15 protein-coding genes are annotated in these 18,159 nt (G+C 28.4%); 3 read left to right on the top strand and 12 right to left on the bottom strand.

Annotated elements, in window-relative coordinates:
* Positions 1 to 2: 2 nt before the first annotated feature.
* Positions 3 to 833, bottom strand: coding sequence for a DUF4922 domain-containing protein (locus HA144_RS04490; RefSeq protein ID WP_209042909.1), 831 nt, complete (start codon positions 831 to 833; stop codon positions 3 to 5).
* 48 nt (positions 834 to 881) lie between these two features.
* A complete protein-coding gene (locus tag HA144_RS04495; protein WP_209042911.1) occupies positions 882 to 1,265 on the bottom strand; it encodes a DUF2237 family protein in 384 nt (127 codons plus the stop codon).
* Between the two features lie 99 nt (positions 1,266 to 1,364).
* Here HA144_RS04495 and HA144_RS04500 point away from each other — a divergent pair, with 99 nt between their 5' ends.
* Entirely contained in the window at positions 1,365 to 1,583 is a 219-nt protein-coding gene (locus HA144_RS04500) for a hypothetical protein (protein WP_209042913.1), read from the top strand.
* A gap of 9 nt (positions 1,584 to 1,592) precedes the next feature.
* On the opposite strand, the gene metH is transcribed toward HA144_RS04500, so the two are convergent.
* Both metH and HA144_RS04510 read right to left on the bottom strand, forming a co-directional pair.
* Complete coding sequence (gene metH / locus HA144_RS04505; protein ID WP_209042915.1) at positions 1,593 to 5,159, bottom strand: methionine synthase; 3,567 nt, start codon at positions 5,157 to 5,159, stop codon at positions 1,593 to 1,595.
* A gap of 18 nt (positions 5,160 to 5,177) precedes the next feature.
* Positions 5,178 to 6,092: a branched-chain amino acid transaminase gene (locus HA144_RS04510; RefSeq protein ID WP_209042918.1), complete on the bottom strand. Its 915-nt coding sequence runs from the start codon at positions 6,090 to 6,092 to the stop codon at positions 5,178 to 5,180.
* A 72-nt stretch (positions 6,093 to 6,164) separates the two neighbouring features.
* Between HA144_RS04510 and cobN the strand changes: the two genes are divergently transcribed.
* The gene (gene cobN / locus HA144_RS04515) at positions 6,165 to 9,902 is read left to right on the top strand and encodes a cobaltochelatase subunit CobN (protein WP_209042920.1); all 3,738 of its coding nucleotides are present in this window, start codon (positions 6,165 to 6,167) and stop codon (positions 9,900 to 9,902) included.
* Between the two features lies 1 nt (position 9,903).
* Here the strand turns inward: cobN and HA144_RS04520 are convergent, their stop codons facing one another.
* From HA144_RS04520 to HA144_RS04535, 4 genes are all read right to left on the bottom strand, one after another.
* The gene (locus tag HA144_RS04520; protein WP_209042922.1) at positions 9,904 to 10,551 is read right to left on the bottom strand and encodes a PHP domain-containing protein; all 648 of its coding nucleotides are present in this window, start codon (positions 10,549 to 10,551) and stop codon (positions 9,904 to 9,906) included.
* Positions 10,544 to 11,110 carry a protoporphyrinogen oxidase HemJ gene (gene hemJ, locus HA144_RS04525; RefSeq protein ID WP_209042924.1) on the bottom strand — a complete coding sequence of 189 codons (567 nt, stop codon included), beginning with the start codon at positions 11,108 to 11,110 and terminating at the stop codon, positions 10,544 to 10,546. The genes HA144_RS04520 and hemJ overlap by 8 nt, the downstream gene beginning before the upstream one ends.
* An 88-nt stretch (positions 11,111 to 11,198) precedes the next feature.
* On the bottom strand, positions 11,199 to 13,157 hold the full coding sequence (uvrC, locus tag HA144_RS04530) for an excinuclease ABC subunit UvrC (RefSeq protein ID WP_209042926.1): 1,959 nt from the start codon (positions 13,155 to 13,157) through the stop codon (positions 11,199 to 11,201).
* A gap of 9 nt (positions 13,158 to 13,166) precedes the next feature.
* Complete coding sequence (locus tag HA144_RS04535) at positions 13,167 to 13,655, bottom strand: flavin reductase family protein (protein WP_209042928.1); 489 nt, start codon at positions 13,653 to 13,655, stop codon at positions 13,167 to 13,169.
* A 59-nt stretch (positions 13,656 to 13,714) separates the two neighbouring features.
* Here HA144_RS04535 and coaD point away from each other — a divergent pair, with 59 nt between their 5' ends.
* Positions 13,715 to 14,188: a pantetheine-phosphate adenylyltransferase gene (gene coaD / locus HA144_RS04540; RefSeq protein ID WP_209042930.1), complete on the top strand. Its 474-nt coding sequence runs from the start codon at positions 13,715 to 13,717 to the stop codon at positions 14,186 to 14,188.
* Positions 14,189 to 14,195: 7 nt separating this feature from the next.
* On the opposite strand, the gene HA144_RS04545 is transcribed toward coaD, so the two are convergent.
* From HA144_RS04545 to dapF, 4 genes are read right to left on the bottom strand one after another with little or no spacing between them, the layout of a single operon-like run.
* Complete coding sequence (locus HA144_RS04545) at positions 14,196 to 15,416, bottom strand: D-alanyl-D-alanine carboxypeptidase (RefSeq protein ID WP_209042931.1); 1,221 nt, start codon at positions 15,414 to 15,416, stop codon at positions 14,196 to 14,198.
* Positions 15,417 to 15,423: 7 nt separating this feature from the next.
* Complete coding sequence (locus tag HA144_RS04550; RefSeq protein ID WP_209042932.1) at positions 15,424 to 16,050, bottom strand: DUF1995 family protein; 627 nt, start codon at positions 16,048 to 16,050, stop codon at positions 15,424 to 15,426.
* Complete coding sequence (locus HA144_RS04555; protein ID WP_209042933.1) at positions 16,050 to 17,222, bottom strand: cysteine desulfurase family protein; 1,173 nt, start codon at positions 17,220 to 17,222, stop codon at positions 16,050 to 16,052. Before HA144_RS04555 ends, HA144_RS04550 begins: the two co-directional genes overlap by 1 nt.
* On the bottom strand, positions 17,222 to 18,082 hold the full coding sequence (gene dapF / locus HA144_RS04560; protein WP_209042934.1) for a diaminopimelate epimerase: 861 nt from the start codon (positions 18,080 to 18,082) through the stop codon (positions 17,222 to 17,224). Before dapF ends, HA144_RS04555 begins: the two co-directional genes overlap by 1 nt.
* Between the last annotated feature and the right edge of the window lie 77 nt (positions 18,083 to 18,159).

Raw genomic sequence — 18,159 nt, forward strand, 5'->3', positions numbered from 1 at the left:
TATTAAACAAAACTTTCTAGAAGTTTTTCAGGGCCAAATTTCTTTAAATAATTAATATTTGATTTTTCAGTTACTAATAGATAACCTGCAAACCCTAAACCGTTAACACTGAAACCATGAATATGATCATTTTTTCTCTTTACAATAGCTATCCATTTATTAGTTATTAAAATATTGTAAGGATATTTGGGTTTCTTATCACTAATAGGGTCCCCAAGTCCTAATTTCTTGCATAATTCTAAATAAAATTCAAAAAGAGATGATGAATTTTCTAAAAAATTAAATTTGGATACAATAATATTTTTTTCTAGCTTATTATTTAGATCTTGATATGAGTTCATTTCTAAAAACCACTTTTCTCTAGGGCATGATATCTCACCTCTAGATCTACGCAGAAGTTGAAAATGTCTGTGAGGTTGACTTGCACCCGCAATTGGAGAACTATTGAAAAACCATAATCCACTAGTATCTTTATTAACTTGTTGGATCGCTCTCCAATCTTTAATATCTAACCATCCATTTTGAGGTTTCCATTCATTTGTAATCAGTAAAATATGACCTTTTTGTACAGGGTACTTATTTAATATTAGTTGATGATTATCGCCAATTTTATCAATTTCTAGTATCTTTTCCCAAGGACTAAATGGATTCTGCTTAGGACCATAAATTTTTTTTTTATTAAATTTTGAAGTATCGAGTTTCCTGATTATGAAGTCGTCTTTTTTATATAAATCTCTTGTAATAATTTCAGTTTTGAGAGGATATAATGATCCATCATCAATTGATAATCGAGTTTGCTCTAATGCTTTTTCCCAATATATTTCTAAACTCATTTAAAAAAAATTATCATATTCATTTTAAAAACAATAATAAATTTGTAATTACTTTTTAGTAAATTGATATTCTTTCAATTTTTCCAGAGGTACTGATTCTAGGACTACAATATTCGTTGACTCTATTATGACTTTTGGTGCAAGACCGTCTAATAATGCTTGCTTCCATCTATCAAGACAAATACACCAATGATCGCCATTCTTTAGTCCTGGGAATGAATAAATAGGCATGGGAGTTATTAAATCATTACCTTGTGATTTACTATATTTCAGGAAATTATCATCCATTACACAACATATGGAATGATTCCCTCCATCATTTTTGTCATAGTTGCAAAATCCATCTCTGAACCACCCTGTCATAGGTGCGCAACTACAAACCTCCATTTTTTCTCCTAGGACATTCAACTGATCTTGATTATTTATAGTCATAGATTTTTTTAATAATTATAAAACACCAACATTTCTTTAAAAAAGGTTGACGAGTATGGGGGGTAAGGAGGTAATAATTCTAATAAGGTTTTTTTCATTATGGATTGGGACTTTACTGAAAACATAGCATTTAAAGCTCTTTATGAAGCTTTTAAAGATAGTGATGAAACTTCCGCATTAGAATTTTTATCTAGTGATGGTGCTTCATATTATCTTGAGTTAACACAGGACGCGGCGGGTGAGGGATTTGATCTGAGTGATAATGAAACGATGGAAGAACTACAGGAAGAAATTATTGAATATTTAGAAAAAAACTAGAGATTTAGCTTAAGCGCTGAAATATTTAGCTTTTGAGTGTAGTGAAATGATTGCTGTAGTACTTTGTTCTGGATGAAGTTGTTCAGATTCATCCATGGTCAAGTTTATTCTTTTTGCATCCAACAATGATAATTGTATGTTTGAATCAGATACTTTTGGACATGCAGGATAACCAAAAGAATATCTAGCTCCTCTATATTTTTGAGCTAGTATTTCTCTATTTTTGTCAGGTTCTTCAGTCCTAAAACCACATTCAATACGAATTAATGCATGGACATACTCAGCTAGAGCTTCTGCTAATTGCACTGTAAGTCCATGGAATAATAAATAATCGCTATATTTATCTTCTTTAAATAATTTTTGAGAAAATTCACTAGCAATATCGCCCATCGTTACTGCCTGCATAGGAAATATATCTATCGGTTTATCATTTTTTAAATCACAATAAAAATCAGCTATGCATAAATTATTCCCAGATTTTTGTCTTGGGAAAGTAAATTGGGAAATTTTATTTAATAATTTATCATCAAATAAGAAAATACTATTATCTTTTCTTCCGCATCTGAAATATCCATAAACAGCTTTGGGTGTAATAAGTTTTTTTTCTATAATTGTCTCTAACCATCTATCTAACAATGGTTTAGCATATGAATCCAAATAATTATTATATTCATCTACGCTTTGGTTTTTTCCTTTTTTTATTTGCCATTGTCCGCTAAATAGAGCTTTTGTATCTAAATAAAAAATTAACTTATTTAAATCTATATCAACTTCGTTCAAGACTTTCGTCCCCAAGAAAGGGGCTTGAATTGGTTTTTCTTCATTTATAAATGTAGATCTTATAAAATTTTCTTTTAAATTTAATTTAGAAGTCTCCGTATGTATGGATATTGATTTTTTAAAAGCTTGAGAGTTGGATTTTGATGAAGCTAAATTAATATTTATACCCTCATTGTTAATGAAGCCCTCTGTATTTGACCAATTACCCTTTTTTTTATTATCCATATATTCATTCATGAATTTAAGATCAGTGAACGCATCTTTTCCGTACAATATTTTCCCTTTATAAATTTTGCTGCAGTCCTCATTTACAAATTTTGGGGTTAAGGCTGCTCCTCCTAATATTACTGGTACACTAATATTTTCATTGTTAAAAGCCTCTAAATTATCTTTCATAAAAGCAGTTGATTTAACAAGTAATCCGCTCATAGCAATGCAATCTGCATTGTGCTTTTTTTGTGCGTCTATAATCGCTGATACATCTTGCTTTATTCCAAGATTTATTACGTCATAACCATTATTTGTAAGTATTATGTCAACCAAATTTTTTCCAATATCATGAACATCGCCTTTAACAGTTGCAATTAAGAGTTTTCCATTTGATATGCTTTCATCTACAGTTTCCATATATGGTTCTAAAATTGAAACTGCAAATTTCATTGTTTCAGCGGATTGGAGTACAAATGGCAATTGCATTTGACCAGAGCCAAATAAATCTCCTACAACTTTCATTCCATCTAGTAAAAAGGTATTAATTATTTCAAGAGGTTTATATGTTTTTAACGCTTTATTTAATTGATCCTCTAAACCTATTTTTTCTCCATCAATAATATGATTCTTTAGACTTTCTTCCAGAGTAAGGTTTTTATTTTCTGAAGATGCTTTTTTGAAATCTTGAATAGATAAATCTTGAAAAGCCTTCGTTAACTCTACTAGTGGATCATAAATACAAATATCATCTTCAAATTCTCTTTTGTCATATATCAAATCTAAGCAAAGCTTTTTAGTTTCTTCAGAAACTTTTGATAATGGCAAGATTTTGTTTGGTGCGATGATAGCAGAATCCAATCCTGCTTTAATGCATTCATCTAGAAATATTGAATTTAGATTAATTCTTGATAATGGTGAAAGACCAAAACTAATGTTTGATATCCCCAGTATGATATGAATATCTGGGAATTTTTCACGAATTTTTGATATAGCAGTAATTGTTTCTTTAGCGTTCAATCTATCTTCTTCTATCCCAGTAGATATTGGCAGAGCTAATGGATCAAAAAATAGCTCATAATCTGACAAGCCACATTCTCTAGTTCTATTAATCGCTCGTTTAACAATGTTATATTTTTTTTCTGCATTCCTTGCCATTCCATCTTCATCAATAGTTCCGACAACAAGAGCTGAACCATATCCTAAGGCTAAATTTAGAACTTGATCAAACCTATCATTGCCGTCTTCGTAATTGGTTGAATTTATAATACATTTACCACCAGCTGACTTTAATCCACTTTCCATTTTGTCAGCATCTGTAGAGTCAATCATTAATGGCAAATTTATATTTGTAACTAGTCTTGAAGTTAATTCCTTCATATCTTTCACTCCGTCTCTCCCCACATAATCAACATTCACATCAAGAACGTGTGCATTTTCTTTTTGTTGTTGCTTGGCAATTGAAACTAGTCCATCCCAATCGTCGTTATTTAATAACTCCCTTACCTTTTTAGATCCACTTGCATTTAATCTTTCTCCAACAATCAAGATAGAATTGTCTTGTTTGTAAGGGACAGAATTATATATTGATGATGCAGAAGGAATATAACCACTTTGATTGTTATTACCATTTTTGTTAGACCTTTCGTTATAAATAATTTCATCGATTATTGAAGAAAGATATTTAATATGTTCAGGTGTCGTACCGCAACATCCACCTATTAATTGAACGTTAAAGTCATATATAAAATTCATTAACTGCATCTTTAATTCTATTGGCTTTAATCTGTAGTGAGCTACACCACCAATATTTTCAGGTAGTCCTGCATTGGGAATACAGCTTATAGCGAAGGGAGAATTTTCAGACAAATATTTAATATGTTCTTTCATTTGTTCTGGACCAGTTGCACAATTCAGTCCAAGGATATCTATATTAAATGGCTCTAATATTGTTAATGCAGAGGCGATGTCAGATCCAACAAGCATTGTACCTGTTGTTTCCATTGTTATCGATACCATTATAGGTATATCTATATTTTTACTATCAAGTACTTCTTTAGACGCTAATAAGGCAGATTTGATTTGTAATACATCTTGACAAGTCTCAATTAAAAGAAGATCAACTCCTCCATCTGTAAGACCATATATTTGTTCTTTATATGATTGCTTTAATTCATCAAAATCTATATGTCCTAATGTGGGTAATTTAGTAGTTGGTCCAATTGAGCCAGCAACAAACCTTGGCTTATCAACTGATGCATATTTGGCAGCAGCCTTTTTTGCTATTAATGCAGCATTTTTATTTATCTCATATGCCTTATCCGCAATATCATATTCATCAAGAACTATTGATGAGGCTCCAAAAGTATTAGTTTCTATAACATGACAACCTGCTTCTAAGAATGAATTATGAACCTTTTCGACTACCTTTGGTGAGGATAAAACAAGGTTTTCATTACAACCCTCTAATTCTTTGCCTCCAAAGTCGTCTGCAGTAAGATTTAAGTTCTGAAAAGATGTTCCAGTACCTCCGTCAAAAATTATTAATGGCTTTTCATCTCTATTTAGATAGGTTCTGAAAGATTCCATTTTTAGGTAAAAATTAATTTATTTTAGAGAAATTCTTGTTATCCAATTATCATAGTCTTGAGAACGACCTTCTGTTATTTCTATAAGCTTACTTTTTAATTTATTCATTATTGGTCTTTCACCATTTAATTTACTTGATTCAATTTTTTTAACTGGTGTAATTTTTGCTGCTGTACCAGTTAGAAAAACTTCATCTGCTATTAATAATTCTGTTTTATCAACAGGCCTTTCAATTACATTTATTCCAAAAGATTTTGCTAATTCAATTACACTAGCTCTAGTAATCCCCTCAAGTATATCTTGATCAACACCAGGAGTGATTAAGTCTCCATTTCTTACAATAAATAAATTCATACCACTAGCTTCGCTTACCTTACCACTTGAATTTAATAGCAAGGCTTCATCAAAACCCGATAAACTAGCTTCTGTTTTAGCTAATGAACTAGTAATATAAGCTCCACTTATTTTTCCTCTTAATGGGAGAGATCTATCTTCTTGCCTAGTCCAACTACTCATTCTACAAGAAACACCATCTGGGGATAGATAATCTCCTAATTCAATACAATAAATAAAGAAATCTGTTTCAATATTGTGTAACCTTGGAGCTATACCTAAATCGCTTGTATATACGAATGGTCTTATATAGATAGGATTTTCTGGCTTATTTCTTTTTATAACTTCCTCTAAGGCTTTAAATATATATTCTTCAGAAATATCAGTTAAGAGTAATTTTGCACTTTGAGATAACCTTTTTATGTGTTTATCAGTTCTAAATAAAAGGAATTCTTCTTTATTTGTAGGGTTAGGTATCGCTCGCATTCCTCCAAATGCAGCAGTACCATAATGTAGTGCATGAGTAGCTATTGATATTTTTGCTTCTTTAAATGGAATACATTTACCTTCGAACCAGGCGTATGGAAGAAATTCATGCATATTCAATTTATTTAATTAAGGTAAACTTGTTTTATCCTACTTACGTATTCTAAACCCTATTTATATATAAAAATGCACAGGATATTAAATATAGCAGGAAATGAAAAGAATAAGGATGACTTAATAGAGCAACCAGCTGCAGATTTTATTTTTATAACAAGTGTCAAAGCTGATTTAAATCTCTTGTCGAACTTATTGTTAGAAAAAGAATTTGCCTCATTAAAAAATAATATTAGAGCTTTAGAAATTTCTAATTTAAATACCTCAGCTCAAGTAGATAATTATCTATTAAAAACAATTAATTATGCAAAGGTTGTCGTACTACGATTATTTGGAGATAAAGGTACATGGAACTATGGAATTGAACAACTTTTAAATTGGCAAGCAGTTGATAAAAAAAGGAAGTTATTAATCCTATCAGGTACCCTAGATCAGGAAGTTTCCTTATGTGAATTAAGTAGTATAGATAAAGATGTAGCATTAAATATTTCTAAATTACTAAGATCTGGGGGACTGGATAATTATAGAAAATTTCTTAATTGTTTAAATTATCTAAAAACAGATGAAACATTAATTCCTGAAGAGTTTTTGAAGATTTCTTTTTATGCAGATCCTTATTTGTATGATTGGAAAATGGAAAAAGGAGAAAAGATAGGAATAATATCCTATAAATCGCTTTTTTTGGCTGATGAAATTGAAGTAAACGAAAAACTTAACTTGCAGTTAAGAAAATGCGGACTATCCCCTAAAACATTTTTTATTTCAACTCTAAAAGATCATATTCTTCAAAAGAAATTAATAGAAATATTTAAAAAAGAAGATATTAAAATAATAATTACCACAACTTCATTTTCTTCATCTCAAATCAAAAATAATGATTTGATTGAAAATTCTACAAATATTTTTAATTCTCTAAATATACCAGTTTTACAACTTCTTTCTTCTAATATATCAAAAAAAATTTGGTTAAATTCATCAATTGGATTGAATTCATCTGATTTATTAATGCAAATAATTATTCCCGAATTTGATGGAAGAATTACTACCTGTCCTTCTGCATTTAAAGAAATAATTTCAAAAAAAAATACACTTTACAGTGAAATAACTAGTTACAAAGCTGATCAAGTAGGAATTGAGTGGATTTCAAAATTTGCAACAAATTATGTGAAGCTCCAAAAACTTAATAATTTTGATAAAAGAATTTGTTTAGTAATAAGTAATTATCCAGTAAAGAACGGAAGAATCGGTAATGGAGTTGGTCTAAATACACCATCTTCAATAATAAATATTCTTAATTGGTTAAAAGAAGAAGGTTATGACCTTGGATCTTTTGATTATCCTCAAGATTCTTCGGAATTAATGTCAAAGCTTATAAAAACTAGAACTAATGATATTGAATCTCAAAATAATAAACCATTAGATTACTTACCACTTAGTGAATATTTAAAATATTGGAATTATTTAGAACTTGATCCAAAAAATATTATTGTTAAACGTTGGGGTAAACCATCTGATGCGATCGATCTAGATAATGAAGGCTTCTCAATAAATGGTCTTAGATTTGGAAAAATAACATTATTGATTCAACCTCAACGAGGTTACGACGCTTACACTGATAGAGATATTCATTCTCCTGATCTTCCACCTCCCCATAGATATTTAGCACAATATTTTTGGATTGAAAAAGTTTTTAATGCAAATGCTATATGCCATATTGGTAAACATGGGACTGTTGAATGGTTACCGGGCAAATCTATAGGTCTCAGTAATAAATGTTTTCCAAATATTATTTGTCCAGCGATCCCTAACATATATCCCTTTATCGTAAATGATCCTGGAGAAGGTTCCCAAGCTAAAAGAAGAACTGCAGCCACTATTATTGATCATTTAACCCCTCCTTTGGATAGGTCAGAATTATATGGAAAATATTCAATATTAGAAAATTATTTAGAAGAATATTTTGAATCAAAATTGTTAAATTCTAATCGTATTGAAATAATAGAAAAATCCATTTTTGAATTAATAAAAAAAGATTTTATTGAAATTACTTTTAAAAATAAAAATAATAAAATAGAAGAAATTGATTCCTTTCTTTGCAAAATTAAAGAATCTCAAATTAGAACAGGCTTGCATGTATTTGGTAATAGACAGAATGATATTAATGAAATAAATTTATTCTTGTGTATTGCTAGAGTACCAAATGCCAATCGAATTGGTCTTGTTCAATATATAGCGAAAAATTTAAAACTAGATTTGAATCCTTGGACAAATAATTATGATCAAAAGTTAACTGAAAAGGATAAAAAAATATTTTTAAGTTTTTCAAACAACAAAATTTTAAATTTTAGAATGGCTATTGAGTTTTTGGAACAACAAGCAAAATATATAATATATTTGTTTTTTTACAAAAAGAAAACCAATATAAAAAATTTAGACAAATATAAAAATCAGAAAATAATAGACTTTTTCTTAAATGATAAAAAACATAATAATTATTTTTTATTATTAAAAAATGAAATCCTAAATCCAATCATTAATTCTTCATATAATGAAAAATTATCATTTATTAATTCATTAAATGGCAAATATGTAAAAAGTGGTCCATCTGGAGCTCCTACGAGAGGTAAAACTGAGGCTTTACCAACTGGTAAAAATTTTTTTTCAGTTGATGCGAGAGGACTGCCAACTGAATCAGCATGGAGTGTTGGTTGTAAATCTGCGTCTCAAATAATTGATTTATACAAACAAGAAAATGGAGAAGATTTAAAAAATATAGCAATATCTGTATGGGCAACATCCACCATGCGAAATGGTGGAGAAGATATTTGTCAAATATTATATTTATTAGGCGTACAACCTATTTGGGATGGACCCTCAAGAAGAGTAATTGACTTAGAAATCATCCCTTTATCTGTTCTCGATAGGCCAAGAATAGATGTTACATTAAGGATTTCTGGGATGTTTAGAGATGCATTTCCTCAGTTAGTTAAATTAACTTCTAAAGCAATAAATCTAATTTCTAATCTTAATGAGAATGATAAATTTAACCCTCTTGCTGGAGCACTAAAAAAAGGTGATCCAATTAATCGTATATTTGGGTCAGCGCCAGGTTCATATGGAGCTGGTCTACAAGAACTAATTTCAAATTCTAATTGGGAAAATATAGACGATTTTGGAGAATCATTTCTTAATTGGAGTAAGTGGATTTATAGTGATAATCTTGAACCTATAGAGGATAAAAAATCATTAGAAAATGCTCTTAAAAATGTGCAGTTAGTTATTCATAACCAAGATAATAAGGAACATGATATTTTAGATTCTGATGACTATTATCAGTTTCAGGGTGGTTTATCTTCTGCAGTAAAAAAATTGAGCGGTAAATTACCCGAAATGTATCATGGTGATTTATCTAAATTTGGATTATCTAAAATTTCAAAATTACAAGATGAAATTAATAAAGTTGTTATATCAAGAATCCTTAACCCTAAATGGATAAATGGAATGAAGGATAATGGTTATAAAGGAGCGTTTGAATTTTCAGCGACACTAGATTACTTATATGCTTTTGATGCTTCTACTGAAGTAGTATCAGATTGGTGTTATGAGGAAGTTTATAAATCATGGTTATGTGATCGTGATCTTAGGAATTTCTTTCTAGAGAATAATCCATGGGCTTTAAGAGATATTGCACAAAGATTTCTTGAAATTGTCAATAGAAAAATGTGGAATAATTGTTCTTCTGATGTCATTGAAAATTTAAAGAGCATAATTATTAATACTGAATCAATAATTGAAAAAAACGAATTCTGATTTATCTGCCTAATAGTGAAAGTCCATGGCTATCTGTTCCGCATGTTTTTAGCATTGAATATTTATCTGCTAATTTATCTATTTCTGAACATACAAATAAACTAGGATTCCATACTTCATTAAGTTCATAATCGTACCAAACCTCTATTCCATCAATACCTTGTATTTTGGCCTCTGGAATTAATTTATAAAAGGGAATCCTGTACCTCGCTGGATGAGCAAGAAATGATAAACCACCAGCTAAATTTATTGCTTTAATTACTGATTTAATATTTAAATCATTACCTATTGGAGATTCTCCAAGGATGTAAGGATTTAGGTATCTACTTTTTATATCTATTCCCAATCCAATTACATGTACTAAACATCCTAGAATCAAACAATTTATTTCTATTCCCGAAATTAATGTAAAAGAATCTTTTGGATAATTTTTGAGTATATTATTTTTTTTTATATATTCATGAGCTTTAATTGTATGATGATCGGTTATTGATAAAAATTTTAAGTTATTTTTATAAGCTTGTTCTAAAAGTTCATACGGTTCTAGACTTCCATCGCTAAATTTTGTATGACAGTGAAAATTAATATTTTTAGGACAACTATATTTATTAATATTGGAAGTTAATTTAATTAAGTCTTCCCTATTCATTACTTAATGAATTCTCATTTTTCTTTCTAATCTTTGCATATAATTGTATTGAAGCCAACATGAAAATAATTAGTCCAACTACACTCCATGTAGCAACACTAGTTGGAAAATTATTTTTAAAAATAACTAAAAGTACAATTATAAATAATAATAAAGTAGGCAATTCATTTAATAATCTAAGGTTTTTTGCTGAAATCGTTGAGGTGCCATTTTGTAATGAATACATTATTTTGTAACAGTAATAATGATAAATTACTAATCCTAAAACAAAAGAAATTTTAATTTGCAACCACTTCTCACTTAACCAACCTGGTTCCATAATAACCATGCATATAGCCATACTTAAAGCTAATATCATTCCAGGAGTTGTGATTATATTCGCCAGCCTTTTTTCCATCAAGGTATATTGTTTATTAAAGGCAATTTTTAATTCATTATCCATATTTTTAGATTCTTCATGATATATAAAAAGTCTTACTAAATAAAAAAGTCCCGAAAACCAAACTATTACACCAATAATGTGAAGTGATTTAAACCAGAGATATGCTTCAGCTGCCAAATTACTAGATTAATTTATAAATATATATTTTAATAATAATTATATTTAAGGATATCAAGAAATCTATTTTTCAAAAATTAATTAATATTTATAACTCGTGAAAATATTCATATATATCATTTACTGAATTTTTTCCAAGTCCTTTAACTTTTGATAAATCCTCTTTACTAGCTATTCTTATCGCGTCTATTGATTTAAAATGCACGAGCAATTCTCTTATTCTTGATGGGCCTAATCCACTGATTTGGGACAATTGTGATCTATTCATTCTCTTAGATCTTTTGTCTCTATGAAAAGATAATGCAAATCTATGTGCTTCATCTCTTACCCTTCTTAATAGAAGAACTCCTTTTTGATTTTCATCAGTATCTAGAGACTTAGTAAAGCCTGGAATAAATATTTCTTCATTTTTTTTTGCCAATGAACATATAGTTACTTCTTCTTCAAGATTTAATTCTTTTAATGCTTTAATAGCAGCATTTAACTGCCCTTTACCTCCGTCAATCATTATTAAATCAGGCCAATCTGATAGAAGTTCATTTTCTAATTTACTATTTGTTTTATCATTTAATATTGAAAAATCCCCTCCGCTTTTTTTAAATCTTGACCATTTTCTAAACCTTCTATGTATTACTTCATATATCGAAGCAAAATCATCACTATGTCCTACAAAAACGTTTGGATCTTTAATTTTATATTTCCTATAATGTTGTTTAGAAGGAATCCCATCAATAAAAACGACTTGTGATGCTACAGGGTCACTACCTTGAATATGGCTTATATCATAACCTTCAATTCTTTTAGGTTGTTCGCTTAATTCAAGTATTTGGGCAAGATCCTCAATTGATGATTCATTATCTTGTATCCCATTTAATATTCTATCTAATTCTAATTTCGCATTTTTTAAAACCATCTCTACAGTTTCATGTTTTTTATTTCTTTTTGGGATTAAAATTTTTACTTTCTTTTTTCTTAGCTCCGTTAACCAATCCTCTATGGTTGCTTGTTTTGGAAGGTTATATTGAATAAGAATTTCTGATGGTATTTCTACTCCTTCAACATTCATATAATGCTCTTCTAATACCTTTTGTAGAATAAGATTTTGATCTTCATTATTTAATTTTTGACTATAACCAATTCTCCCGATCAGCTTACCAGATCTCATTTGGAAAATTTGTATACTAGCTATATTTTTTTCTGAAACTATTCCAAAGATATCTCTATTAATTGAAGAATCTGGTATTGATATTTTTTGCGATTCAGTTAATAATTTTAAACCTAAAATTTGGTCCCTTATTTTTGCTGCATTCTCATAATCTAAATCATTTGAAAATTGAAGCATTTTTTTTTGTAAAAATATTTCTAAGTCATCATTTCTTCCCTGAAATATCATAGATACTTGTTTCATTATTTTTTTATAATCCTCAGATGATATAACTTCTTGGCAAACACCTGGACATCTTCCTATTGAATAATTCAAACAAGTTCTATCTTTATAGACTGGTCTCGGTCTTTGTCTAAGTGGAAATATTTTTTTTATCGTAAATAATGTTCTCCTTAATAATCCGACATCAACATAAGGTCCATAATATCTATCTAAATTATTTCTATTTCTTCTTCTTCTTGTAATAAATATTCGAGGATATTTTTCACTCCATGTTATACAAAGATATGGATATTTCTTATCATCCTTTAAAAGAATATTAAAGTATGGTTTGTTTGTTTTAATTAAATTTGACTCTAAATTTAATGCTTCATATTCGCTATCTGTAACTATAATTTCTATTTCAGTTATTTGACGAACCATCAAACTTAATCGGGGAGTTAAATCAGAATAATTATTGAAATAACTACTAACTCTACTGCGTAGTTTTTTAGATTTGCCAATATAAAGTAGGTTGCTATCTATATCCTTAAAAAGATAACATCCAGATGACTTTGGAATTTCGGATAATCTTGATTTTAATAATTCCTTATTATTAATTAATTTATATTCAATTTTAAAATTGTATTTGTTATCTATGGTTTCGATAGAGGAATTACTCATTTAGAATGATTAACCTCCATAATTCCAGCCAGTTGAAGATAAATTTAGTGAGTCAACATTATTATTCAAATAAGCAGATTGAACCTCTCCTACAAAAACGGTATGGTCTCCATGAATAACACTTCCAACAACATTACATTCAACTCCACCCACACTATCAACTAAAATAGGCAATCCAAGCTCACCTAAATTAAATTCAACAGATTCAAATCTACCTCCTAATGCTTTTTGAGGTTTAAAGAAAACAGCTGCTAGATCCTTTTGATCACTTTTGAGCACATTTAATGAGAACTTATTGGTGGACTTTATTATTTCATGACTAGAACCCTCTGCTCTAACTGCCATTACAACTAATGGGGGCGTGAAGGAACCTTGAGTCACCCAACTCGCAGTAAATCCATTCACTTCATTTTTATCTTCGTCTCTAACACCACAAATAAATAATCCGTGAGGTATTTTTCTTAATAAGATTTTTTTTGCTTCTAGATTTAATGTCATAATTGATTTATCTAATAATCTTATTTTAACTAAATTTCTTATTCGATCATAATAAATTCATGAAAATTCTTTATCCAGGTACATTTGATCCTTTAACAAACGGGCATCTTGATTTAATAGAAAGGGCTGAAAAAATTTTTGGCAATCTAGTAGTTGCTGTTTTAGAAAATACTTCTAAAACACCAACATTTAATCTTCAAAGAAGAATAATACAAATAAAAAATTCTCTTTCTCATTTATCTAATATCGAAGTTATTTCTTATTCTGGACTCACTGTAGATTGTGCAAATGATCTAAAAGCTAATCTTATTCTTAGAGGATTAAGAGCAATGAGTGATTTTGAGTATGAACTTCAGATTGCACATACGAATAAATCTCTTAATAATAATATTGAAACTATATTTTTATCGACAAATACAAATTATAGTTTTCTTAGTAGTTCTTTAGTAAAAGAAGTTGCAAAATTTGGTGGTGAAATTAATCACATGGTACCTCCCTTTGTTGAAAGAGATTTAAAAGAATATTTTAAATAATATTTTATTAACAAGATTTCAAGTGATAAACATCATTTAATAATTTAAAAGTTTTTTCTTTATCAATATTATTAGAATTTTGGATAATACTTACAATTATTGGCTTTTCATTTTTATACAAAAAGCCAGATAATGCAAAGACATTTGAAAGAGTCCCAGTTTTTCCAAAAAACTTTCCAGATAACTCACTATTTACAAATCTCTTAGCTAATGTTCCTCTTACTCCCATAATTGCAAGTGAAGATTGATAAGCTTGAAAATCATTAGAATATCTCATTTTATCTAAAAATAATACAACTAACTTTGTTGTAATTTTATTTTTTCTAGATAATCCACTAGCATCTGCAAAGTATGTATTAGTTACTGGGAGGCCTTTATTTTCAAGCCATTTTTTCAATTTTATATAGTCATTATCGTTCCATGTATTAGAGGCATTTTTAAAGAGTGATTCTGCTGTAAAATTATGGCTCTCAGAATTTGTTAGAGTTAATAATGAAAGAATTGGAGTTGAATATATTTTATTTACCTCTGAAATATCTTTTAAATAAAATGTTTTTTCTGAATCAAAAAAATCTATATATACTTTTGAATTTGGAAATTTATTTTTTAAATAGTTTTTAATAAAATTTTTTAATGCATAAATATCTTCATATTTATTGTGATTACTTTCTATTGCAAGAGATGTGATTGGAGATCCATATTCGTAAAGTTTATCTGTATTTGTCCAACCATTAGGCCAATATAATTTTGAATCAATTTCTACAATATTAAAGTTAATAATTTTATTTTCCTTAACATTTGAAATTAGTTCGATTATATGTTCATAATTCAGATCAGGATCACCTTGACCTTTCAAATAATAATTGTTTTTATTTTTTTTTAATAAGGAAGTTTTTAAATTACTATTTAATTTATATTTACTTAAAACATAAGCTGATGAGAATAATTTTTGATTTGATGCTGGCAACCTTGGAACTTCATCATTATAGGAACTAATTATTTCCCCTTTATTATTAATAATTGATACACTAAAGGAATCATCAAGTTTTTGTTTCAATAAAGCATCATAACTAGGACATTTTTTATTTTTAGTAATTATTCCTGGGAAATTAAAATAAATACTATTTAAAATAGTTATTTTCTCATTTGCTAGTAAATATCTTATTAAGAAAGGAGATGTTACTAATACAAGAACAATTAAGAAAAATGAATAAATTTTTTTTATCACTTTCAATCTATAAATTTACAAAAATAGATTCGTTGTCGGGTTTAATTTCAAATTCTTTTTTAAAAAAATATTTTTTGTTTTCTTCTTTGAAAAGCAACCAGTTATTTGGGTAAATATGCATAAGAGCAGCTTTATTTAAAGGCTGAAGAAAATAAATATTATTCCAAGTTTTGACAAAGTTTTTACGTCTCTCTCTAATAACACTTCCTATACCAATATTGGCATCTTCAAATTTTGGATTTAATGAATAATGCGTTCCTTTATAATTATTAGACATGGGTTCAAATGAATCGAAATCATATGGCTGAGGTAGTATCGATATCATTGCACTATCAAAATTATTTATATTATTTGATTCATTAAATGATTTAAAAGTAAATATTTTATCTTTGATATCTGGATAGTCTCTTTGAGCCAAAGCAACAGCACCTTGATCAGCAAATGTTATGAATACATTATTATTTTTAGATAATATCTTGTAGATAGTTATTCCAATTCTGTTAAACTTTAACCCTTCAAAATTAAATTCTATAGTAAATCTTTTATTTGAATCTAATAAACTTGGAATAATTGCATCCTCCATATTCTTAAGAGATTCATCTAAATCCTTAGGTAGTCTGTAATTAGTTTCCATTAAAATTTGTCAATACATATTTGAATAAGTTCTAAAAATTTATCTATTTCTGACTTATTGTTTATTGAACCTAAAGTAACACGAATATTTGAATATAGTTCATCATCTTTTAAACCAATATTTTTAAGTGTAGAGCTAGGTTTCCCAGATGAGCTTGAACAAGCACTTCCACTACTTATGGCTATTTTATTTTCTGACATGAAATTAACAATCTTATATGCCCTTATAGGCTCAGATAGTTTATTTAATAATAGAAACGAAATATGATTGGGAAGCCTGTAGTTAATGCTGCCCGTAATCTTTATGTGATTATTATCCTTAATCCTTAGTAAAAAATAATTTTTTAATTTATTAATATTATTAGAAGGAAATTTAGTTATGTAATCATATAATTTTATTTTTCCTTTAATATTCTTTAATGATTCATACATTCCAGCGATTAATGGCAAAGCTTGTGTACCTTGTCTAATTGAAAATTCCTGAGTAAGTGATATGTCTTTATTTTTTAAAATTTGTCTAGACTTTTCTTTTGTTAAAAGAATACCGATGCCTTTTGGACCTCCAAATTTATGAGCAGATAAACTTAAAAAATCACATTTAAGTTCTTTCCAACTGAATATTCCATTACTTAATATTTGCGTTCCATCTAAATGAAACATTATATTTAATTCTTCACATTTGGAACCTATAAATTGAACAGGTTGTATTGTCCCAATTTCACTTTGTCCCCAAATAATTGATACAAGCTTAGTTTCCTTGGTTAAAATTTTATCGATATTAGAAATATTTAAAATTCCTTCATTATTTACCTTCCATTCGAAAATATCCCAATTTTGTTTTCTTAGTCTATTAGCACAAATAGTTGTTGCTTGATGTTCAACATTAGAAATAACAACCTTACCATTTTTAAAGTTCTCATAAATATTATTAAATACAATATTTGTAGATTCCGAAGAACCAGATGTAAAAATTATATCCTCTGGTTCTGCTTCAAAAATATAAGCAATTTTAGATCTAATTTTTTCGAGATATGTAGAGCATTTTATCCCTAGCTCATATGTGGATGATGGGTTATGCCAATAATTCCTATAAGTTGAATTTATTATATTCAGAACATTCTCAGATAATGGAGTTGTGGATGCATTATCTAAATAGATAAAATTCTTTTCCATTAATTTACTAACATTGATCCTGAGAAAACCTTTTTAGCATTACCGGTCATCATGACTTCACAATCGTCTTTTGACCAATCAATTTTGAGATTACCTCCGGGTAAAGTTACTATGGTTTGTGGATTACAATGGCCTAATTTATAAGCTGCTACATGAATAGCACAGGCACCTGTTCCACAGGCTAATGTTGCTCCAGCACCTCTTTCCCATACTTTTACTTTGATATTATCTCTATTTAAAATTTGACAAAAATGAACATTAGTTTTTTCTGGAAATAATTCATTTTTTTCAAATATAGGCCCAAGTCTGGAAAGAATAATTGACTCTATGTCTTGAACAAAGAATATTAAATGAGGATTTCCCATTCCTACGGCATAACCTATATTATTAAAATTTTTCTCAACAAATTTATGCGAAGGAATTGAATTGATTTTTTTTTCAATTGTTGTTGGAATATTTTGACTATCTAAAATTGGAACTCCCATTTTTACTGTAATTTCATCTTTTATGTATTTTGCAATTTTTAAACCTGCTTTAGTCTCAATTTTATATTCTATATTTTTATTATTCATTGAATCATTTACATGTAGATACTCAACTAAACACCTAATTCCGTTTCCACACATTTGTGCTTCAGAACCATCAGAATTAAAGATTATCATTTTTGCATAATTATCTTCATTAGGTTCTTCTATAAAAATCACTCCATCTGCTCCAATACCAAATTGCCTGTTGCAAATTTTTTTTATATCAAAAAGTTTATGTGTCTTGTAATTTTTATATAAATCATTTCCTCTAGAATCAATTACAACGAAATCATTTCCGTTACCTTGATATTTATCAAAAGTTATATTTTTCATTTGTAGATAATATATTTTAAATTTTAATTATAAATTATTCCTTTTAACAATCTATTTCTATTTTATACAATGGATAT

This window comes from Prochlorococcus marinus XMU1404, from assembly GCF_017696175.1.
GTDB classification, from domain to species: domain Bacteria; phylum Cyanobacteriota; class Cyanobacteriia; order PCC-6307; family Cyanobiaceae; genus Prochlorococcus_A; species Prochlorococcus_A marinus_X.